Source organism: Fundidesulfovibrio sp. YSD1 (assembly GCF_055397115.1).
The window spans coordinates 899837-919186 of sequence record NZ_AP043666.1; the positions used below are offsets into that span (position 1 = coordinate 899837).

At 65.8% G+C, this 19350-nt stretch carries 17 protein-coding genes; 8 read left to right on the forward strand and 9 right to left on the reverse strand.

Translation table 11 applies throughout. The features are described from left to right. Nucleotides 1-378 precede the first annotated feature (378 nt). On the forward strand, nt 379-2559 hold the full coding sequence (locus ACZ5V4_RS04310; protein ID WP_464316937.1) for a glutamine synthetase III family protein: 2181 nt from the start codon (nt 379-381) through the stop codon (nt 2557-2559). A gap of 91 nt (nt 2560-2650) precedes the next feature. Here ACZ5V4_RS04310 and ACZ5V4_RS04315 read toward each other — a convergent pair whose 3' ends face one another. The 3 genes from ACZ5V4_RS04315 to ACZ5V4_RS04325 all read right to left on the reverse strand — a co-directional run bounded on the left by ACZ5V4_RS04315 (nt 2651) and on the right by ACZ5V4_RS04325 (nt 5706). Further along, nucleotides 2651-3889: a hypothetical protein gene (locus ACZ5V4_RS04315; protein ID WP_464316938.1), complete on the reverse strand. Its 1239-nt coding sequence runs from the start codon at nt 3887-3889 to the stop codon at nt 2651-2653. A 425-nt stretch (nt 3890-4314) separates the two neighbouring features. Next, nucleotides 4315-4731 (reverse strand): secondary thiamine-phosphate synthase enzyme YjbQ, encoded by a 417-nt coding sequence (locus tag ACZ5V4_RS04320; RefSeq protein ID WP_464316939.1) that lies wholly within the window; start codon nt 4729-4731, stop codon nt 4315-4317. Nucleotides 4732-5139: 408 nt separating this feature from the next. Next, nucleotides 5140-5706 carry a tetratricopeptide repeat protein gene (locus ACZ5V4_RS04325; protein ID WP_464316940.1) on the reverse strand — a complete coding sequence of 189 codons (567 nt, stop codon included), beginning with the start codon at nt 5704-5706 and terminating at the stop codon, nt 5140-5142. A gap of 232 nt (nt 5707-5938) precedes the next feature. Here ACZ5V4_RS04325 and ACZ5V4_RS04330 point away from each other — a divergent pair, with 232 nt between their 5' ends. The 4 genes from ACZ5V4_RS04330 to ACZ5V4_RS04345 are packed head-to-tail and all read left to right on the forward strand — an operon-like array spanning nt 5939 to nt 9454. After that, complete coding sequence (locus ACZ5V4_RS04330) at nt 5939-7066, forward strand: MlaE family lipid ABC transporter permease subunit (RefSeq protein WP_464316941.1); 1128 nt, start codon at nt 5939-5941, stop codon at nt 7064-7066. After that, nucleotides 7066-7824 (forward strand): ABC transporter ATP-binding protein, encoded by a 759-nt coding sequence (locus ACZ5V4_RS04335; RefSeq protein ID WP_464316942.1) that lies wholly within the window; start codon nt 7066-7068, stop codon nt 7822-7824. Before ACZ5V4_RS04330 ends, ACZ5V4_RS04335 begins: the two co-directional genes overlap by 1 nt. After that, nucleotides 7821-8810, forward strand: a complete 990-nt coding sequence (locus ACZ5V4_RS04340) for an MlaD family protein (protein WP_464316943.1) — start codon at nt 7821-7823, stop codon at nt 8808-8810. Before ACZ5V4_RS04335 ends, ACZ5V4_RS04340 begins: the two co-directional genes overlap by 4 nt. Next, nucleotides 8807-9454: an ABC-type transport auxiliary lipoprotein family protein gene (locus tag ACZ5V4_RS04345; protein WP_464316944.1), complete on the forward strand. Its 648-nt coding sequence runs from the start codon at nt 8807-8809 to the stop codon at nt 9452-9454. The genes ACZ5V4_RS04340 and ACZ5V4_RS04345 overlap by 4 nt, the downstream gene beginning before the upstream one ends. Before the next feature lie 412 nt (nt 9455-9866). Here ACZ5V4_RS04345 and ACZ5V4_RS04350 read toward each other — a convergent pair whose 3' ends face one another. The 5 genes from ACZ5V4_RS04350 to ACZ5V4_RS04370 are packed head-to-tail and all read right to left on the reverse strand — an operon-like array spanning nt 9867 to nt 16706. Beyond that, a complete protein-coding gene (locus ACZ5V4_RS04350) occupies nt 9867-12488 on the reverse strand; it encodes an AMP-binding protein (protein WP_464316945.1) in 2622 nt (873 codons plus the stop codon). Nucleotides 12489-12518: 30 nt separating this feature from the next. Next, nucleotides 12519-13790, reverse strand: coding sequence for a type III PLP-dependent enzyme domain-containing protein (locus ACZ5V4_RS04355; RefSeq protein ID WP_464316946.1), 1272 nt, complete (start codon nt 13788-13790; stop codon nt 12519-12521). Beyond that, entirely contained in the window at nt 13787-15130 is a 1344-nt protein-coding gene (locus ACZ5V4_RS04360) for an HD domain-containing phosphohydrolase (protein ID WP_464316947.1), read from the reverse strand. The genes ACZ5V4_RS04355 and ACZ5V4_RS04360 overlap by 4 nt, the downstream gene beginning before the upstream one ends. Nucleotides 15131-15154: 24 nt before the next feature. Further along, the gene (locus ACZ5V4_RS04365; RefSeq protein ID WP_464316948.1) at nt 15155-16096 is read right to left on the reverse strand and encodes a TIGR01777 family oxidoreductase; all 942 of its coding nucleotides are present in this window, start codon (nt 16094-16096) and stop codon (nt 15155-15157) included. A gap of 49 nt (nt 16097-16145) precedes the next feature. Further along, nucleotides 16146-16706 carry a DUF4390 domain-containing protein gene (locus ACZ5V4_RS04370; RefSeq protein ID WP_464316949.1) on the reverse strand — a complete coding sequence of 187 codons (561 nt, stop codon included), beginning with the start codon at nt 16704-16706 and terminating at the stop codon, nt 16146-16148. A gap of 91 nt (nt 16707-16797) precedes the next feature. Between ACZ5V4_RS04370 and ACZ5V4_RS04375 the strand changes: the two genes are divergently transcribed. The 3 genes from ACZ5V4_RS04375 (at nt 16798) to ACZ5V4_RS04385 (ending at nt 18709) form a co-directional block, all read left to right on the forward strand. Next, nucleotides 16798-17268 carry a 23S rRNA (pseudouridine(1915)-N(3))-methyltransferase RlmH gene (locus ACZ5V4_RS04375; protein ID WP_464316950.1) on the forward strand — a complete coding sequence of 157 codons (471 nt, stop codon included), beginning with the start codon at nt 16798-16800 and terminating at the stop codon, nt 17266-17268. A 121-nt stretch (nt 17269-17389) separates the two neighbouring features. Beyond that, nucleotides 17390-18472, forward strand: a complete 1083-nt coding sequence (locus ACZ5V4_RS04380; RefSeq protein ID WP_464316951.1) for an NAD(P)H-dependent flavin oxidoreductase — start codon at nt 17390-17392, stop codon at nt 18470-18472. A gap of 15 nt (nt 18473-18487) precedes the next feature. Continuing rightward, complete coding sequence (locus ACZ5V4_RS04385) at nt 18488-18709, forward strand: hypothetical protein (protein ID WP_464316952.1); 222 nt, start codon at nt 18488-18490, stop codon at nt 18707-18709. Here ACZ5V4_RS04385 and ACZ5V4_RS04390 read toward each other — a convergent pair. Continuing rightward, nucleotides 18670-19323, reverse strand: coding sequence for a 16S rRNA (guanine(527)-N(7))-methyltransferase RsmG (locus tag ACZ5V4_RS04390; RefSeq protein WP_464316953.1), 654 nt, complete (start codon nt 19321-19323; stop codon nt 18670-18672). The genes ACZ5V4_RS04385 and ACZ5V4_RS04390 overlap by 40 nt on opposite strands. Between the last annotated feature and the right edge of the window lie 27 nt (nt 19324-19350).

A 19350-nucleotide genomic window follows, 5' to 3' on the forward strand; every position in this document is an offset into this window, starting at 1 on the left:
AATAATCATTCTCCAGGCCTCGCCTTGCCCCTGCGCGCGGCCCTGAAAATCAAATAATGCAGATTATGATTTTTTGTTCCTTTACATTTTCCTTGGCTTAATTTACATTATTGAAAATGGAGCGGGGAAACGGCACACGCCTCCCCGGAATGGCCGCAAAGAGCGGTTTTTCCTGGTCAAGGCCCCGTCCGGTGGCGTAAAGCGCTCTCCGGAACCTCCTCCCGGAGGCAAGTCGACATCGGGCGCACGGGAAATCAGCCCTGATCACCCGATTTCGGCGCCAAGAGGCACGGCCTCCCCCGACGGGACGGCGTCATGCCCGAGAGGGCATACAATTTTGTAGTAGTGCTTATCCCAAACCCCTATGGAGAGCGTCCTATGAGTGGAATCCAGGCCCGTTTGAACGCCATTTCGGCTATCATCAATTACAAGCCTGCCCATGCGCCCCTGAACTTCCACGACACGAAGCCCACCGACGTGTTCGGCTCCAACGTGTTCAACGACAAGGTCATGCAGGAGCGCCTGCCCAAGGTCGTCTATAAGTCCCTCAAAAAGACCATCGCCTTCGGCGAGAAGCTCGATCCCTCCGTGGCCGACGTGGTTGCCAACGCCATGAAGGACTGGGCCATCGAGAAGGGCGCCACCCACTTCACCCACGTCTTCTACCCCCTGACCGGCCTTACCGCCGAGAAGCACGACGCCTTCCTGGTGCCCGACGGCGAGGGCGGCGCCCTGGCCGAATTCTCCGGCAAGATGCTCATCCAGGGCGAGCCCGACGCCTCGTCCTTCCCCTCCGGCGGCCTGCGCGCCACGTTCGAAGCCCGCGGCTACACCGCCTGGGACGTGACCAGCCCCGCCTACATCCTGGAGAACCCCAACGGCACCTTCCTGTGCATCCCCACCGCGTTCGTCTCCTGGACCGGCGAGGCCCTGGACAAGAAGACCCCCCTGCTGCGCTCGCTGCAGGCCCTGAACAAGCAGGCCAAACGCGTGCTCAAGCTCTTCGGCGTGAACACCAAGCTGCCCGTGACCTGCTTCGCCGGCCCCGAGCAGGAATACTTCCTCATCGACCGCAACTTCGTGTTCTCCCGCCCTGACCTGCTCATCGCCGGGCGCTCGCTCTTCGGCGCGCCCTCGGCCAAGGGCCAGGAGTTCGAGGACCAGTACTTCGGCGTGGTCCCCCGCCGCGTGCTCTCCTTCATGATGGAAGTCGAGCGCGAGCTCTACAAGCTGGGCGTTCCGGTCAAGACCCGCCACAACGAAGTGGCCCCCAGCCAGTTCGAGATCGCCCCGATCTTCGAGCAGGGCAACCTGGCCGCCGACCACAACCAGCTGATCATGACCACCATGCGCACCGTGGCCAAGCGCTACGGCATGGTCTGCCTGCTGCACGAGAAGCCCTTCGCGGGCATCAACGGCTCGGGCAAGCACCTCAACTACTCCATCGGCAACGCCGAGTTGGGCAGCCTCTTCGATCCGGGCGACACCCCGCACGCCAACGCCCAGTTCCTGGTGTTCTGCGCCGCCGCCATCCGCGCCCTGCACAAGTACGGCGCGCTGCTGCGCGCCACCGTGGCCAGCGCCTCCAACGACCACCGCCTGGGCGCCAACGAGGCCCCCCCGGCCATCATGAGCGCCTACCTGGGCGAGCAGCTGGCCGACGTGTTCGAGCAGATCAAGAATGGCGTGGTGAAGGGCTCCAAGCAGAAGGGCATGATGCACATCGGCGTCGACACCCTGCCCCCGCTGCCCATGGATCCGGGCGACCGCAACCGCACCAGCCCCTTCGCCTTCACCGGCAACCGCTTCGAGTTCCGCGCCGTGGGCTCCTCGCAGTCCATCGCCGGAGCCCAGGTGGCCCTGAACGCCATGATGGCCGAGTCGCTGGACTACATCGCCACCGAGCTCGAGAAGCTGGGCAAGGTCAACAAGGCCCAGTTCAACGAGGGCGTGCAGAAGCTCCTGCAGAAGATCATGAAGGATCACGACGCCGTGATCTTCAACGGCGACGGCTACTCCGACGCCTGGCACAAGGAAGCCGAGAAGCGCGGCCTGCCCAACCTGAAGACCACCCCCGAGGCCCTGCCCGTGCTGGGCTCCAAGGAAGTGGTGGAGCTCTTCACCAAGTACGGCGTGCTCACCGAGGCCGAGCTCAAGTCCCGCCAGGAGATCTACCTGGAGCAGTACGTCAAGACCGTCACCACCGAAGCCAACCTGGTGATCCGCATGTCCCGCACGGTGATCTTCCCGGCCGCCATGCGCTACCAGGGACAGCTGGCCGACACCTGCGCCAGCCTGAAGGCCATCGGGCACGACTACAAGATGGTCGCCCTGGAGGACGTCACCGCCAAGCTGCGCTCCATGCAGGCCGAAGTGGACAAGCTCGAGAAGCTGCTGGCCCACGAGGGCGGCGACACCCTGGCCCACGCCAAGTTCATGTGCGAGAAGGTGCTGCCCGCCATGCTGGCCGTGCGCGGATACGCCGACTCCCTGGAGGCGGTGGTGGCCGACGACCTGTGGCCCCTGCCCTCCTACCAGGAGATGCTGTTCATCCGCTAAACGCGGTGGGCGCACGATGAACGACGAAGGCCGCCCCGGAAGGGGCGGCCTTTTTAATATACACAGGGTCCGGTCGTTTAAAAAGAACGTCTCAATCAACCGAATCCAATAATTCTGTCTTAATCAATCTCTTTACAGCATTTCGTATTTCTTCAAGCCTCAACAAATCATCTGACCTTATCGTATTATTTTTTCCATGCACTATGTCAGATCGTTTCAGATAAAATTTCTTAAATTTTTCTGCAAATTCCTTGCGTGCATTATATGTTTTGTGTGTTGCGTATGCCAATCTACTCGCAATGATCTCACCACTTGTTTTCACATCCCTGTCATCTGAAACAATAGCCTCGGCAGACAAGCTAGCAAACACAAATGAAGCAGCAATATTCTCAGCAAAATACGACTCAAACAACCATTCCAATGACGACCGAATTCGCTCATAGCCTTTCCCCTCACCATCAAGACCCCTTCGAATTGGCATAAATATCCCGCTACTTGCAATACTGCCGCTTGCAACTGCGTTAATAATCGCTTCGCACGACTTTGTCACAAAAAACGTTGATAATGCGTATGAAAACATGAATGGAACCTGAAAACATCCGTGAAATCCTGTAGCACCAACAACGAAACAGCATGTTGTTTTCTTATTAATTTCTCTATAATAATCGTGCCCTGAGAATTGTTTCCTTACAACAAGCCCAAACATCTCTGCAAGCATCAAGAGTTGCTTAAAACTAGACGCAGACCTTACAATCAAAGGACTATCGTGCCCTGTCGCAACATATCCAGACTCCCTTATAACGAGGAAAGGAATTGTATCAACAAGATGAACTTGTTGCGTGACCGCCTTAAAACAAGAAAGCAATCCAGCTTCAGGAACTTCAATTCTTATTTTTTCAGACAGGTGCACCATCGCAGGATATACTGAAAGATTCGGCAATGGGAAATATATAAAAAATTCACATGGCCCTGCAACTATCACATCAATAAAATCATTAACAACAGCACGTATCACTTCATCATTTATTACTGGCGTATAATTACCATTCCTGGACAAGTTCAGCTTGTCCAGAACAGAATTCAAACACTCCAGCAACATGTATCCAACATCGGATTTATTCGCCAACAAACCAATCTCACCGCCGTTATTATTAATATGAAAAATTTGGGTCACGAACATAAAAAATTTTTCGAAATCAACACTATTATAATCAATCCTATGCTTCACAACCACAGCTCTACTAAGTGAATCTTTAAGCAAGAAAGACTTATTAATCAATTGTGCAAAACTACAATTGGCCTTCACTGAATCAGAACCTTTTGCTCTCATAGTTTCACCCTTCTAATATATATACAACATAAAAAACCATAGCCATACATGTCACCCATTAAATCAATAGCTAATCGCAATCAATTCACATGACTACTCTTTGCAAAAAATACGAAAAATTGAAATGCTCCTCGCATCCTGTCAAGGTTCAGAAAGATGCGGACGTTGGAAAAATGATCCTCTCTCATGTAAACCCGCCCGACACCAGGCGGCTCCCCTTTACATCTCCCCGCTCACGCCCCTTCCCCAACCCACTGAATTCACAAAACAATCAAAAAGGCACGATGCTTGCGAGCCTCCCGAAAAAGCAAGGAGGCCGCCATGGGCAAGTTCATTCCGTTCATGATCATGGTCACGATCATCCTCGCGACCTGGAAGTCCTACGGCTACATCCCCTGACGCGGCGGCGCGGCCGTCCGCGCGCCTCACTCGCCGATGATCTTCACCAGCACGCGCTTTCTGCGCCGTCCGTCGAACTCGCCGTAGAATATCCGCTCCCAGGTCCCGAAATCGAGCCGGCCGTCCGTTACGGCCACCACCACCTCGCGGCCCATGATCTGGCGCTTCATGTGCGCGTCCGCGTTGTCCTCGCCCACGTTGTGCCGGTACCCGGAGACGGGTTCGTGCGGGGCGAGCTTCTCCAGCCAGGCCTCGTAGTCGTGGTGCAGGCCGGATTCGTCGTCGTTGATGAACACGCTGGCCGTGATGTGCATGGCGTTGACCAGCACGAGACCCTCCTTCACGCCGGATTCGCGCAGGCAGGCCTCCACCTCGGGGGTGATGTTCACGAAGGCCCGGCGCGTGGGGATGTTGAACCAGAGTTCCTTGCGGTAGCTTTTCATGCGTCCTCCCGGGAGTGTTTCATTGCCAGGATGCCCGCCCCGGGCGGGGGCGTCAATGCGCGGCGAGAACGTGGCCTTGCGCGGTAACCCGGAGGGGCTGCCGGGCATCCAGCAAGGGCGGGGCACGCCCCGCAGGCGCCCGGCCACGCGCGGAAGGCCCGCGAGGGGCGCGGGCCTCGCCCAGGGGGGAGGGCGCGAGCCCAGACGGGGCATGTTGTTTCGAGAAATGGCCGACGGCCGGGAACGGCGGCCTCATCCGGAGGCGGACCGGCTCCCGGGGGTCGTGGCGCGATCAAGGGAAGGAGAAAAAAGGGGGCTCGCTCGTTATCTTCGTGAGGGCGTCCACATGAGAAAAGCCCCCCGAGTACGCAGGGAGGCTCCTCGCAGGTACGGCAAGGAATACGGCTTTTACAGGTCTTTGTACTTGACCGGAATCTTCAGCTTGGGGTTCAGCTTCTTGGCCTGGGCGAAGTCTTCCTTGGCCTTGGCGGGCTGCGGCGGGACCACGTTCATGTAGCTGACGCCGCGGTTGTAGTAATAGCCAGCGGTGATGATGCTGGGCTGCGACATGCCGATGACCTTGGTCAGGTCCTGAACGGCGGCGTCGTGCTTGCCGAGCATGCCGAACAGGCGGGCGCGCTCGTAGAGGGCGTTGGTCAGGTCGGGCTTGAGTTCGATGGCCTTGTTGAAGTCGGCCATGGCCTCGTCGTACTTCTTCAGGTTGGAGTAGGCGGCGCCGCGGTTGGCCAGGGCGTTGGCCTGGATGTCCTTGGAGGTCTTGGGGTTGTCGATCACCTGGGTCAACGTCTCGATGCCCGCGTTCCACTTGCGCTGGTTCACCTGGTCGACGCCCTTGGCGTAGGCCATGCTGATGGCCTTCTCTTCGGACACGGCGGCTTTTTTCGCGGCCTGGACCTGCGCGACGTTCAGACTGAACACGGCCACGAGTGCAAGAATGAGAATCCGGATGCCCATTGTTTTCCTCCTGGGAAGTTAAGATTGAGCCTTACTTCATCGTGTGCCCGAAGTAGACCATTTTGGCAAGGAAAAAGCGGTGTTGTCTCCCCATCGCGGAAAAAACGGCCGCCACGGGGCTCCGGGAGGCGCGTCGAGCCGCGGGCATCCTGCGGCGAACGTTGACCGGCAAGGCCCTTCCGCGTAGGGGGAATGCGGTTTCACCTGTAAACAATTCGACCGAGCCCGAGCCATGCCCTCCCCCTCCCACGCAGCCACCCTGACCCGCAAGCAGGCAGGCAACGGCGTCATCGCCGTCCTGTCCGGGCGCCTCGACGCCGAGGGCGTGGCCTCCCTCTGGGCGGACGCGCTGCGCCTGGCCTCCAGCCCGGGGGCCTCGTTCGCCCTGGACGCTTCCGGCGTGGACTACTGCGACGGCGCGGGCCTGGCTCTCCTGGCCGAAATCCGCCGCAACGCGCAAAAGGCCGGCGCGGCCTTCTCCGTCTCGGGCCTCAACGACTCCTACCGGGAGCTCTACGAGCAGTTCGCGGCCCGTGACGAGGCCGGCCTGCCGCCCCCGCAGGAAAGGCCAAGCCTGCCCGAGGAGGTCGGGCGCAAGGCCATGATCCTGGTGGAGGACATCAAGGCGCTCGTCTCCTTCGTGGGCGAGTTCTCCCTGGCCCTGGCGCGCGCGGCCGCCAACCCCCGCGCCATCCGCTGGCGCGACGCCATCCGCGTGGCCGAGACCGCCGGGGCGGACGCCTTCCCCATCATCGTGCTCATCGGCTTTCTCATGGGGCTGATCATGGCCTTCCAGTCGGCCATGCCGCTCAAGCAGTTCGGGGCCGAGATCTTCGTGGCCAACCTGCTGGGGCTCTCCCTCCTGCGGGAGCTCGGCCCCCTGGTCACGGCCATCATCCTGGCGGGCCGGTCCGGCTCGGCCTTCGCGGCCGAGATCGGCACCATGACCGTCAACGAGGAGATAAACGCCCTGGTGACCATGGGGCTCGACCCCGTGCGCTTCCTGGTGGTCTCGCGGGTGCTGGCGGCAATGGCCATGACCCCGCTGCTGACCATCTTCTTCAACGCGGCCGGGCTGGTGGGCGGGGCATTGGTGATGATGTCGCTGGGGTACCCGCTGGTGGCCTTCGTCAACCAGGTGCAGATGTGGGTGACGCTGGGCGACCTGGCTGGCGGCCTGGTCAAGGCCTGCGTGTTCAGCCTGCTGGTGTGCGCCATCGGCTGCCAGCGCGGCCTGCGCACGCGCGGCGGGGCGAGCTCCGTGGGCGCGTCCACCACCAGCGCGGTGGTCTCGGGCATCATCCTCATCGCCGTGGCGGACGGAGTCTTCGCCGTGGTCTTCTACGTGATGAACTGGTGATGGAAGCCCCGGTCATAGAAGTCGAGGGCCTGACCCTGGGCTACGGCGGCAAGGTCGTGCTCAAGGACATCAGCTTCACCGTGGACAGGGGCGAGGTCTTCGTGATCCTGGGCGGGTCGGGCTGCGGCAAGTCCACTCTGCTCAAGAACATGATCGGGCTCTACCAGCCCATGGCGGGCTCGGTGCGCATCCTGGGCAAGGACATCGTCACGGCCAGGGGGCGCGAGCGCAAGGAGATCCTGCGCAGCTTCGGCGTGATGTACCAGGCCGGGGCGCTCTTCGGCTCGCTGACCCTGCTTGAAAACGTCTGCCTGCCCCTGGAGGAGTTCACGCGCCTGCCAAAGGACGCCCGCGAGGCCGTGGCCAGGCTGAAGCTCCGCCAGGTGGGGCTGTCGGGCTCGGAGCACAAGCTGCCCTCGGAGCTCTCCGGCGGCATGCAGAAGCGCGCGGCCATCGCCAGGGCCATGGCCCTCGACCCGCAGATACTCTTCCTGGACGAGCCCCAGGCCGGGCTCGACCCCGTGACGTCGGCCGGGCTCGACGAACTGATCCTCAACCTCTCGCGCGGGATGGGCATCACGTTCGTCATCGTCAGCCACGAACTGGCGAGCATCTTCGCCACGGCCAGCCAGGTGATCATGCTCGACCCGCTGACCAAGGGCGTCATCGCCCAGGGCCCGCCCGCCGAGCTGCGCGACCACTCCGCGAACCCCAAGGTCCGCCAATTCTTCAATCGGGAGGCCCAGCCCGCCACATGAGCGCCAACACCAACTACTTCAAGCTGGGACTTTTCATCATCGGGGCCGTGTCGCTGCTCATAATGGGCCTTCTGGTGCTCGGCCTGGGCGCGCTGCGCAAGGACAAGGTCATGCTCGAGACCTACTTCAACGAGTCCGTGCAGGGGCTCGACGTGGGCTCGCCGCTCAAGTTCAAGGGCGTGAAGATCGGCTCCGTGGAGCGCATCCGCTTCGTGTTCAACAAGTACCACAACATCAAGGACGTTCCCTTCCGCTACGTGCTGGTGGAGATGGCCCTGGACCCCGTCTCGCCGCTGGCCATGGGCAACCGCGACGACCTCAAGGAGGCCATCACCAACGAAGTGGAGAACGGCCTGCGCGTGCGCATCGCTCCCCAGGGCCTGACCGGCACCGGCTACCTGGAGATGGACTACGTCAACCCCAGGACCAGCAAGCCCTTGCCCATCGACTGGGCCCCGGAGTTCCCCTACGTGCCCTCCTCGCCCAGCACCATCGCCCGCCTGGAGGAGACCTTCGAGACGTTCTCCAAGCTCCTGCGCAAGATCGACGACTCCGGCGTGGACGTGGCCGTGCGCAACATCAACAACCTGCTGGTGGTCATCCGCGACGCCGTGAAGGACGCCAACGTGCCCGGGCTGTCCGGCAACGTGAACTCCCTCATCAGCGACCTGCGCAAGACCAACGACCACCTTAACTCCATCATGGGCAGCAAGGAGGCCAAGGAGGCGCTCAAGAACCTGGGCGACACCCTGGCCAACCTGAAGACCTCCACCGAGAACCTGCCCCAGGCCATCGCGGACCTGCGCAAGCTGCTCAAGGAGGTCAACACGCTGGTGGCCAGCCAGCGCGACGAGGTGCAGGGGCTCCTGCAGCAGGGCAAGCAGGTGTTCGAGAACCTGAACGACCTGACCGGCGACGCCAAGCGCAACCCCTCGCGGCTGTTCTTTGGCGCGCCCCCGGCCAAGGTCAATCCGGAGAAGAAATGATGACCAGCCGCGCCTTCCCCCTCCGCGCCCCCGCGCTTTTGGCCTGGGCCGTGGCCCTGGCCGCCGTCCTGTCCGGCTGCGGCGCGAGCCCGCTCAACCGCCCGGCCCCGGAGCGCAAGCTCTACAACATCTCGGCCCAGCGCCCCGACGCCGCGACGCCGCCCCGGGACAACACCGTGCTCAAGGTGCGCCCCTTGCAGATAAGCCCGGCCTACCAGGGCAAGGAGATGGTCTACCGCCTGGGCGACACGGCCTACGAGCAGGACTACTACAACTCCTTCTTCGTCCAGCCCGCCCAGAACCTGACCCAGCAGGCCCAGCAGTGGCTGTCGCGCGCCGGGATATTCTCAAGCGTGGTGGACTCCACCAGCCAGGTCATGGACACCCACCTGCTGGAAGGCATGGTCAACGCCCTCTACGGAGACTTCCGGGACCGCTCGGCGCCCGTGGCCGTGCTGGAGGCCCAGTTCTTCCTGCTCAAGAACAAGAGCGACAACTACACGGTGGCCTTCTCCAAGAGCTACTCCAAGGCCGTGCCCTTCTCCGCCGGGTTCAAGGACGCCTCCGGACTGGCCGAGGCCTACAACAAGGCCCTGGCCGAAGTGCTGGCCGAACTGGAACGCGACCTGCGCGCCGTGAAGTGACGGGAAGACCGAAGACTGAAGACTGAAGACTGAAGAGGGCGCTGCCCTCTCCAGACCTCTCCCGCCAGGGGGATGATCCCCCTGGACCCTCAATAGCTTCGCGGCATCACCGCCCATACGACAATATTCGAAGGCCCTTTGCCCCGCTCACGCGGGGCAAAGGGCCTTCGAATTGTTTTAATAAATCGACCCCATCGCCGCTTGCGGCGACGGCGGTCCGCCGGGATGAGCGCCGCCTTGGGCGCGTTCCCGGCGGTTCCCTCCCCCGCGCCCCTGTCCGGGCCAGCCGGTGAAGCCCGCGAAGCGAATCGCCGGGGTCTGGGGGCAGGCATCTGCCCCCAGCGGGTTGAGGGCAGAGCCCTCACGGGTGCAGTACGGAGTCCTGCCGGGGCTCGGGGCGCCGCCCCGCCTCTCAGCCCTTGGCCGCCCAGGCGGTCGCGTCTTCCAACTCGCGCCCGACTGCCTCGCGCAGATCTTCCGCGCTCGCGGGCATGACGGGCTTGCCGAAGCTCACGGTGATTTTGGCGAGCCTCATCCTGCCGCCCACGGGCCAGGCCTCGTAAGTTCCGGTGATGGCCGTGGGCACAACGGGCACGCCAAGCTGCTCCGAGAGTTGCACGGGCCCTTTGCGGAACGGCTGGAGCGCGCCAGTGGGCGAGCGCGACCCTTCCGGGAACGCACAGAGGAGCTTGCCCGCGCGCAGCACCCGGGCGCTTAGGCGCATGGTTTCGCCCACCCGGCCCGCGTCAACGGCGATCAGCCTGGACCGCGCGGCCAGGCGTCGGACAGGCCGGGCCTCGAAGAACCGGGCCAGGCCCATGAAGTACAGGCGCAGGCGGTGCTTTCCGGGCACAGCCGCGAAGACCATGAACCCGTCCAGGAAGCTCGCGTGGTTGGGCGCGATGATGGCCGCGCCGTCCGGGATGTTCTCCACCCCGCGCACGCGAAGCCCGAAGCCCAGGCGCGCGGCCCCGGCAACGGCCAGCCAGACGGCGTCGGCGGCCACGCGGTCCAGGACGCCGAACTCGAGCGGGGCCTTGGCCGCAAGCTCCGGGGGGAGTTCGGCCGAGAGGATGTCCTTCGGGGCCCCGCCCGGCCTGCGCGCGCCGTTCCCGCCCGGCGCGCACGCCCCGGACTCCGAGGCCTCCCTGGCCAGCAGCGCGACCTCCAGGGCCGTGGCCAAACGCTGGAAGCGCTCCTCGGGCAGGCAGAGCGAGAGTTCTTCCTCCAGGCGCGTGAGGAGTTCCAGGCGCGCCAGCGAATCGAGCCCCAGGTCGAGCTCCAGGTGCGCGTCCGGGCTTACGGCCGCCGCGCCCAGTGTCTCGCGCATCACGCGCACGGCCTCCATCCCGGCCTCGCCCACGTCGGGCCACGGCTGCCCGGCATCACCGGCACCGGCCTCGGGCTCCACGAGCAGCTTCTCGGCCAGGTGGCGCTTGATCTTGCCCAGGCGCGTCTTGGGCAGCTCCCCGGCCACCACGGTGAAGCCCTTGACGCGCTTGTACGCGGGCAGGGTCTTGGAGAGGACCTCCAGGTCCCAGCGGATGTTGGCGCGGATGTCGGGCGAGTCCGCGGCCCGCGCGAAGTCGTGGTCGGGCACCACCACGGCGCGGATGGCCCCGTCCGGGGCGGCCATGACGCAGATCTCGGCCACGCTGGGGGCCTGGCGGTAGTGGGCCTCCACCTCCTCGGCGGAGAACTTCTTGCCGCTGGGCAGCACGATCACGTCGCGCTCGCGTCCGCGCACGAACAGGCGGCCGTTGCCGTCCATGCGGCCCTGGTCGCCGGTGCGCAGCCAGCCGCCCGCGAACGCCTTGGCCGTGGCCTCGGGGTCCTCGAAATAGCCGGGCATGACGTTCGCGCCGCGCACCTGGATCTCGCCCACGCCCTCCGCGTCGGGGTTGCCTATGCGGGCCTCCACGCCCGAGAGCGGCCTGCCCACGCTGCCCGGGACGAAATCATCGGGGTGGTTCAAGCTGATCACGGGCGAGGTTTCGGAGAGGCCGTAGCCTTCGAGCACCCGGATGCCCAGGGCGGCCATGCCGTCTATCACCTCGCGCTCGCAGCGCGCCCCACCCGTGAGGAAGAACCGGAAGGACGGGCCGATGCCCTTGCGCACGGCGCGGCGCAAAAGCCCCAGCGGGTCCGGGCGCATGGCGGAGGTGGCCGCGAAGAGCCTGGCCGCGAGCCGCCCGAGCCCCAGGGGCAGGGCCGAAAAGCGCCCCAGGATGCGCCGGTGAAACACGGCCACGAACTGCGGCGTGAGCACCAGGATGCTCACACCGGCGGTCTTGAGCGCGGTGAGGATGGCCTCTGGCTTGAGGGTGTCCACGAAGGTCGTGCGCGCGCCCAAAAGCACGGGCACCAGCAGGTTGACCATGCACGGGTAGGCGTGGTGCAGGGGCAATACGGCCAGGAAGTTGTCGCCCGGCTGGAGGAGGTTCGTGCGCCGGATGCTCTCCAGGTTGGCCGCGATGTTGGCGTGGGTGAGCATGACGCCCTTGGGCCTGCCCGTGGTGCCCGAGGTGAAGATGATGGCGGCCAGGTTGCCGGGCTGGGCGTGGTGGATTTCACCTGGGGGCATGGGTTCGCGGGCGAGCGCCTCGTCCGTGCCCGTGACCACGCGGCAGCCCGGAGGAACCTCGGCGGGGAAGGCCCCTTCGCGCGGGGCGAAGGCCAGGCGCGCGCGGGTCTTTTCGAGGAAGTAGGCGATGTCGTCGGGCGGGGACTGGGCGTCCACGGGCACGGCCACGCCGCCCGCCAGGAGCACGCCGAAGTAGACCGCGCCCCAGGCCGGGGAGTTCTCCAGGCAGATGAGCGCGCGAGCGCCCGGCTCGAGCCCGCTCTCGCGGCAGAAGGCGGCCGCGCGCAGGCACATGGAGATAAATTCACCCCGGGTGGTGTCCTCGAAGGAGCCGCCCGAGCGCACCAGGCGCATGAGCCAATCGCCGGGGCCGAACCGCGCCGAGGCCAGCAGGGCTTCGGTCAGCGTGTGGACGGCGCCCGCGTCCGTGGGTTCGGAAATGCCTGGCATCCCCCCGCCTTTGCGATGAATGTTGCGGCCTTAGCGCCAGAATCCGAGCACGCTCGCAACGCTCTCGCGCTCCCTGAGCACGCGCACCCGCCCCGCCTCCACGCCCAGGATTTTGGGCACCTGGCGGCTGTTGTAGCGCGACCACATCGAGAGGGTGTAGGCCCCGGCGTCCAGGACGATCACGAAATCGCCCGGGGAGAGCTCCGGCAGGGGGCGGGATTTGGCCAGGAAATCCCCGGAGAAGCAGAGCGGACCGGCCACGTTCCAGGGGCTCTCGGGGCCAGCCTTGAGCGCCCCGTCCGGCCCGGCGGCCCTGAGCTCGTGGCGCCAGTATTCCGGGGCGTAGGCAGGGCGCAGGAACATGTCCGCGCCCAGGTGGATCACGGCGGTGCGGTGCCCGGGCTGCTCCTTGACGTACTCCACGCGGCTCGCGGCGAAGCCCTGGTTGGCGAAGACCCAGCGGCCGAACTCGGTGAACACGGCGAGGTTGCCCGCGAAGAGATCCGGACAGGCCTCGCGCAGTGTCCGGGCGTATTCGCCCATGGAGGGCGCGGGGTCGTTTGGGGCGTAGCTCACGGGGAGCCCGCCGCCCAGGTCCACGCGCGTCACCTGTTCGCGGCCGCAGGCCGCGTTGATGTCGCGGCGCAGGTTCATGATCACCCGCGCGGCGCGCACGAAGAGTTCGACCTCGCAGCCCTGGGAGCCCACGTGCATGTGCAGGCCCGTGAGCCAGGGGCGCGCCCTGAAGGCCTCGATGATCTCCCCGCGCTTCTCCACGGGCTCGCCGAACTTGGAGTACTCCCCGGCCACGCTGGTGGCCGCGATGGCCCCCAGCCCCACCTGGGGGTTGACGCGCAGCCCCACGCTCGCGCGCGGTTCCGCCCCGGCCAGCAAAGCGTCCAGGCGGCCAAGCTCCTGGAAGTTGTCCGCGTTCAGGTGCACGCCCAGCGCCAGGGCCTCGCGCAGTTCGGCCACGGTCTTGGCCGGGGAGTCGAAGACCACGCGGCCCGGCTCGCAGCCGGACTCGAGCGCCAGGCGAAGCTCCGGCAGCGAGGCCGCCTCCAGGCCCGCGCCCTGCGCGCAGAGGCGGCCAAGCAGCGCGGGCAGGGGCGCGGCCTTCACGGCAACGGCGTGCAGCGTGCCCGGGGCGAAGGATTCCTTGAGCAGCGCGAAGCGCGCGTCCAGCGCGTCCAGGTCGTAGAACACGGCGGCCGTGTCCTCCTCGCCCAGGAGCCCTCCGGCCAAGGCCGCCGAGAGCGCGGCGGACGCCTTGAGCGAGGCCTCGTCCCCGGCGGCGCTCATGCCCGGGCCTCCTTGTCGAAGCTGAACCGGCCGGACTCGATGAGGCCCACGCACACGTCCACGGCGTCGGCGTCATAGAGCAGGCCCCTGTTCCTGCGGATCTCGCCGAGCGCCCGCTCCAGGCCCAGGGCCGCGCGGTAGGGCCTGTGGGAGCTCATTGCCTCCACCACGTCGGCAACGGCCAGGATTCTCGATTCCTCGAGCATCTGCCCGGCCTTGAGCCCGCCGGGATAGCCCGTGCCGTTGATGCGCTCGTGGTGCTCCAGGACCATGCGCGCCACGGGCCAGGGGAAGGGAATGTTCTTGAGGATGTCGTAGCCCACCTCGGAGTGGGTCTTGATGAGCCCCATTTCCATGGAGGTGAGCATGGAGGGCTTGGCCAGTATCTCGGCCGGGATGTAGATCTTGCCCAGGTCGTGCAGGAGCCCGCCCACGCGCAGGCCCTCCAGGCGCTCCTGGTCGAGGCCGATCTCCTGGGCGATGGCGCAGGCCAGTTCGGCGACGCGCTGCTGGTGCCCGGCGGTGTAGGGGTCGCGCTTCTCGGCGGTGACCGCCAGGGCCTCCACCGTGGCCTCCAGGGTCTTGCGCAGGTTCGCCACGTACTGGCGCAGGTTCTCCTCATGGCGCACGCGCTCGGAGATGTCGCGGAAGACCAGGACCACGCCGATGTTCTTGCCCCAGTCGTCGATGATGGGCGAAACGTTGGTCTCGATGGGGATGGACCTGCCGCCGGTCGCGTTCACCAGACAGGTGTGGCTGCCCAGCTCGCTCAGGCAGGACTGGTTCTGGTTGAAGAGCTCGTCGAGGGTGCGGCCACGGGCCTGCTCGAAGCTCACCCCGAGGAAGGACTCGGCCGCCGGGTTCAGGAACTCCACCCGCCCGTCCGGCCCCGAGGTGACCACGGCCTCGCCCAGGTTCTTGAGCGTGGTGGCCAGGAGCCTCTCGGAGAGCACGAGCCTTCGGTCGGTCTCGTGCTTGTAGATCGCCATCTCGATGGTGGTCTGGAGCTCACGGTCCTCGAAGGGCTTGATGACGTAGCCGAAGGGGTTGGTGATTTTGGCCCGCTCCAGGGTCCGCTCGTCGGCGTAGGCCGTCAGGTAGACCACGGGGATGCCCAGGTCGGAATGGATGATCGCGGCGGCCTCGATGCCGTCCATGCCGCCCTCGAGCATGATGTCCATGAGGATGAGGTCCGGGCGGACCTTTCCGGCCCTGTCCACCGCGACCTCGCCCGAGGAGCAGATGCCCGCGACCTCGTAGCCCATGTGCTTCAGGCGGTTCTGGATGTCCAAGGCCACGATGGCCTCGTCCTCCACCACCAGTATCCTGCGTCTGTCCATGCGGGCTCCGGCGCGGCGGGCGGCCTAGCCCGTCCGCAAGAGGTTCTTGAGCGCCCCGGCCAGCCTGGGGTGCCTGAAGACGTAGCCCATCTCCATGAGCCGTTTCGGAAACGCCCTGCACCCGGAGAGCAGGAGCTCCCGGCCCATCTCGCCAAGCGCGAGCCTGAGCGCCGCCCCGGGCACGGCGAACCCGCACGGCCGCGACATGGCCTTGCCCAGCTCCCGGCAGAACTCCAAATTGGAAGCCGACTCGGGGGCCGCGAGGTTGAACGGGCCGCTGGCCTCGGGGTGCTCGATGAGGAAGATCATGGCCTGGACCTCGTCCTCCAGGTGTATCCAGGGAAACCCCTGCCGGCCGTCGCCGAAGGCCCCGCCCAGGAAGAACCTGAAGGGAGCGAGCATCTTCTCGAGCACGCCGCCCCCGCGCCCGAGCACAAGCCCGGTGCGCGCCACCACGCGGCGCACGCCCAGGGCCTCCACGGGCTTGGTGGAGGCTTCCCATTGCAGGCAGACGTCGGCCAGGAAGCCCTGGCCCGGCGGGGCGCTCTCGTCCACGGGGTCGTCGCCGGTGTCGCCGTAGTAGCCCACGGCCGAGGACTGCAAGAACACCCGGGGCTTCTTCGCGGCCTCGGCCACGGCCCTGGACATGGCCTGGCCCGCCAGCACCCTGCTCTCGAGGATGGCCTGCTTGCGCGCCTCGGTCCAGCGCCCCTCGGCGATGCTCTCCCCGGCCAGGTTCACCAGCACGTCCGCCCCGTCGGCCAGGCGGCCCCAGCCCGAGGCGGTCCTGCCGTCCCAGGTTTCGAACGCGGGCACGGCCCCGTCCGGCGTAACCCCGGCGGGCCTGGAGGGGCCGCGCGTGAGCGCCGTGACCTGCCAGCCCTTGGCCAGAAGCGCCCGGCACAGCGCCAGGCCGATGAAGCCGCCGCCGCCCGCCACCACCGCCCGCCTGATCCGTTGCGTCATGGGAGGGTCCTCCACGTTCGCGAAACGTAGGTGAACTCCGGGGAGAAGGTCAATAGGAGAAGTCGAGACGGTACTTTACCGGAGAGATCGCGTCGAAGTTCCAGAAGAAGAGCGCGCCCTTGAGCCAGCCCGGCATGTCCTGGCGCAGGAGTCTGATCTCCAGGTCCAGCGAGTAGGAGTGGCCGCGCTCGAGCTTGTCCCAGGGGCCGAGGTCCATGGAGAGGCCGCCCCAGGCCTCCTTCATCACCAGGTCCAGGTCGCGGCCCCGGAAGTGCTCGCGCTTGCCGCCGGGCAGCGAGATCTCGTAGGGGCCGTTGTCGTGCAGAAAAAGCGTGGAGAGCATCTCGGTCGAGGCCACCTCGGCGTTCCAGAGGTAGTTCCGGTTCTGGGAGAGGCTGGCCTTGCAGCTAAGGGCCAGCACTTGTCCGTTCTCCAGGGCCTCGCGCACCGCGTCCACGGCTCCGACGGCCACCCCGAAGCGGACCTTGGCCCGTCCGGCCTGGTTGTCCACCACGAGGTTGGAGAGCCCCATGCGCTGGGCCAGGGACGCTCCGGGCAGGGCAGCCGCCAGCAGCGCGAGGGCGAGGAGGAGGAAACAGGCGCGGCGCATGGGAAATCCTTGAACACTTTGACAGTCATTCCCGACTAACCCAAGCACGGGCCTTTGACAACAGCCAAGGGCCAGGGTAGCGTCCGCCCGGATGAACCGGGTTCGGCTCGTCTTCGTTGGGGAACTCAAGGCCCCCTGGGCCGTGGAGGCCTGCAAGCACTACGCCCAGGCCCTCGCGCGGCACGTGAAGTGCGACGTGAGCGTGCTCAAGGACGCCAGGGACGCCAAGGACCCCGAAGCCCGGCGGCGCAAGGAGGATCAGGCCTTGCTCGCTGCGCTGGGCCCCAGGGACAGGGTGATCGGCCTGGACGAGCGCGGCCGGGCGCACGGCTCCACCGGGCTCGCCGCCAGGATGCGCTCCTGGCTGGAGGACCCCGGCCGGGCTCCCTGCTTCGTGGTTGGAGGCCCCTACGGGTTCGGCGCGCAGGCCCGGGAACGCTTCGACGAGGTCATGAGCCTGGGCCCGTACACGTTGCCCCACGAGCTGGCCCGGGTCGTGCTTCTGGAGCAGTTGTACAGGGCCATGACCATATTGGCGGGGCACCCATACCATCACGAATGACGATGCCACCTATTCCCCTCTCGACTTTTGTCGCGGAACATGATTTAGGGCGCTTCACCCCGTCGGGGCCAAACGCTCGTCCGGCCCGTAAAGCCGTCTTTTCCCATAGCGCGGAGATGCAATGTCCTTTCCTTCACTCACCATAGGCGACCTCACGGTCCCCACCCCCATCATCCAGGGCGGGATGGGCGTCGGCATCTCGCTTTCCGGGCTGGCTTCGGCCGTGGCCCGGGCGGGCGGCATCGGCGTCATCGCCGCCGCCGGCATAGGCATGAGCAGGCCGGGCTACGCCACCAGCTTCATCGAGACGAACAACCAGGCCCTCGCCGACGAGATCCGCGCGGCCAAGGCCCAGAGCAGCGGAGCCATCGGCGTCAACATCATGGTGGCGCTCAGCAACTACGCGGAACTGGTCTCCACGGCCGTGCGCGAGAAAGTGGACGCCATCTTCTCCGGCGCGGGGCTGCCCCTGGACCTGCCCGCCCACCTCACCGAGGGGGCCAGGACCAAGCTCGTGCCCATCGTCTCCTCGGCCAGGGCCGCCGTTATCCTGTGCAAGAAGTGGCTGGCGCGCTTCGGGCGCACCCCGGACGCCTTCGTGGTGGAAGGCCCCATGGCGGGCGGCCACCTGGGCTTCAAGCCCGGCCAGATCTGCGAGGAGGAGCACACGCTCGAAAGGCTGGTTCCCGAGGTGATCGAGGGCCTGCGCCCCTTCACCGGCCCGGACGGCAAGCCCATCCCGGTGATCGCGGCCGGGGGCGTGTACACGGGCGCGGACATCCGCAAGTTCATCCGCATGGGCGCGGCCGGGGTGCAGATGGGCACCCGCTTCGTGGCCACCGACGAGTGCGACGCGGACATGGCCTTCAAGCAGGCCTACGTGGACGCCAAGCAGGAGGACATCGGCATCATCCAGAGCCCGGTGGGCCTGCCCGGCAGGGCCATCAAGAACCTCTTCCTGGAGGAGGCCGCCCGGGGCGAGCGCAAGCCCAAGGTCTGCCCCTTCAGCTGCGTGCACTCCTGCGCGCAGCAGACCGCGCCCTACTGCATCATGATGGCGCTCATGAACGCCAAGCGCGGCAAGCTGGACCACGGCTTCGCCTTCGCGGGCCAGAACGCCTGGCGCGTGGACAGGATCATGCCCGTGCAGGAGCTCATGGACAGCCTGGAGGCGGAGTACGACGCCGCCGTGGCCGGGGAATAGACGGGAGGCCGCGCCATGCCCATGTTCGACATGACCTACCTGGAGAAGCTCGAGGCCTACTTCGCCTCGGGCGACCTGGAGATGGACTTCGAATACGCCGACGAGGAAAAGCGCGGGCGCATCCTCGATTTCCTGGAAAAACTGATGGACCTGGGCGAGCAGGCCGACGCCCAGGCCACCAAGATCATCTTCAAGGGTCAGCTGGAGGCCATGCTGGGTTCGAACACCCAGAAGTAGCCCGTTCCCGAGGGCCTGGGATAGGGTCGCGACAGGGCGAGCGCGTACCCCTCGGGCAGAGGCCCGCCGGGCGAGGCCTCGCCCGCGAACACGACCACCCTGCCCGGCCCGCGCCCGCCCCTGCCCAGAAATCCCCGCGAAGTCTCCAGGAATTCCCGCCAGGGCTGAAACGCCCGCGACAGGCACACGTCGGCCTCCAGGCGCACTGCCTCGGCCCGGCCCTCGAACACCTCCGTCCCCTTGAGCCTCAACATGGCCGCGCACTGGCGCAGGAAGGCCGCGCGCTTGGCCCTGGGCTCCACCAGCACGTAGCGCCCGGCATCCCAGAAGAGCCGCAGGGGCACGCCCGGGATGCCCGCGCCCGCGCCGAAGTCGATGGTCACGGGGTCGGGCGGGAGGTCCAGTTCGCCCATGAGGTCCGCGAGCCGCCAGCTGTCGGCCACCAGCTCCGAGAGCATCTCGGGCCAGGCGCGCGGGCCCACCAGGTTGGTGCGCCGGTTCCAGGTTTCGAGAAGGCCCAGGTAGGCCGAAAGCCCGGCCGCCTGGGCCGGGGTCAACTCGCGCCCCAGTTCCAGGGCGGCCCGGGCCACCCGCGAGGGATCGGGATCGTTCATCGCCATGGGCCGGGGTATGGCCCAAGA

Excerpts from the sequence above, each read along its gene's own strand:
- ACZ5V4_RS04390 (WP_464316953.1), bottom strand. The coding sequence starts at position 19,323 with ATGAACGATCCCGATCCCTCGCGGGTGGCCCGGGCCGCCCTGGAACTG.
- ACZ5V4_RS04325 (WP_464316940.1), bottom strand. The coding sequence starts at position 5,706 with ATGGGCATCCGGATTCTCATTCTTGCACTCGTGGCCGTGTTCAGTCTG.
- ACZ5V4_RS04360 (WP_464316947.1), bottom strand. The coding sequence starts at position 15,130 with ATGGACAGACGCAGGATACTGGTGGTGGAGGACGAGGCCATCGTGGCC.
- ACZ5V4_RS04380 (WP_464316951.1), top strand. The coding sequence starts at position 17,390 with ATGTCCTTTCCTTCACTCACCATAGGCGACCTCACGGTCCCCACCCCC.
- ACZ5V4_RS04315 (WP_464316938.1), bottom strand. The coding sequence starts at position 3,889 with ATGAGAGCAAAAGGTTCTGATTCAGTGAAGGCCAATTGTAGTTTTGCA.
- ACZ5V4_RS04335 (WP_464316942.1), top strand. The coding sequence starts at position 7,066 with ATGGAAGCCCCGGTCATAGAAGTCGAGGGCCTGACCCTGGGCTACGGC.
- ACZ5V4_RS04345 (WP_464316944.1), top strand. The coding sequence starts at position 8,807 with ATGATGACCAGCCGCGCCTTCCCCCTCCGCGCCCCCGCGCTTTTGGCC.
- ACZ5V4_RS04330 (WP_464316941.1), top strand. The coding sequence starts at position 5,939 with ATGCCCTCCCCCTCCCACGCAGCCACCCTGACCCGCAAGCAGGCAGGC.
- ACZ5V4_RS04340 (WP_464316943.1), top strand. The coding sequence starts at position 7,821 with ATGAGCGCCAACACCAACTACTTCAAGCTGGGACTTTTCATCATCGGG.
- ACZ5V4_RS04365 (WP_464316948.1), bottom strand. The coding sequence starts at position 16,096 with ATGACGCAACGGATCAGGCGGGCGGTGGTGGCGGGCGGCGGCGGCTTC.
- ACZ5V4_RS04375 (WP_464316950.1), top strand. The coding sequence starts at position 16,798 with ATGAACCGGGTTCGGCTCGTCTTCGTTGGGGAACTCAAGGCCCCCTGG.
- ACZ5V4_RS04355 (WP_464316946.1), bottom strand. The coding sequence starts at position 13,790 with ATGAGCGCCGCCGGGGACGAGGCCTCGCTCAAGGCGTCCGCCGCGCTC.
- ACZ5V4_RS04320 (WP_464316939.1), bottom strand. The coding sequence starts at position 4,731 with ATGAAAAGCTACCGCAAGGAACTCTGGTTCAACATCCCCACGCGCCGG.
- ACZ5V4_RS04350 (WP_464316945.1), bottom strand. The coding sequence starts at position 12,488 with ATGCCAGGCATTTCCGAACCCACGGACGCGGGCGCCGTCCACACGCTG.
- ACZ5V4_RS04310 (WP_464316937.1), top strand. The coding sequence starts at position 379 with ATGAGTGGAATCCAGGCCCGTTTGAACGCCATTTCGGCTATCATCAAT.
- ACZ5V4_RS04385 (WP_464316952.1), top strand. The coding sequence starts at position 18,488 with ATGCCCATGTTCGACATGACCTACCTGGAGAAGCTCGAGGCCTACTTC.
- ACZ5V4_RS04370 (WP_464316949.1), bottom strand. The coding sequence starts at position 16,706 with ATGCGCCGCGCCTGTTTCCTCCTCCTCGCCCTCGCGCTGCTGGCGGCT.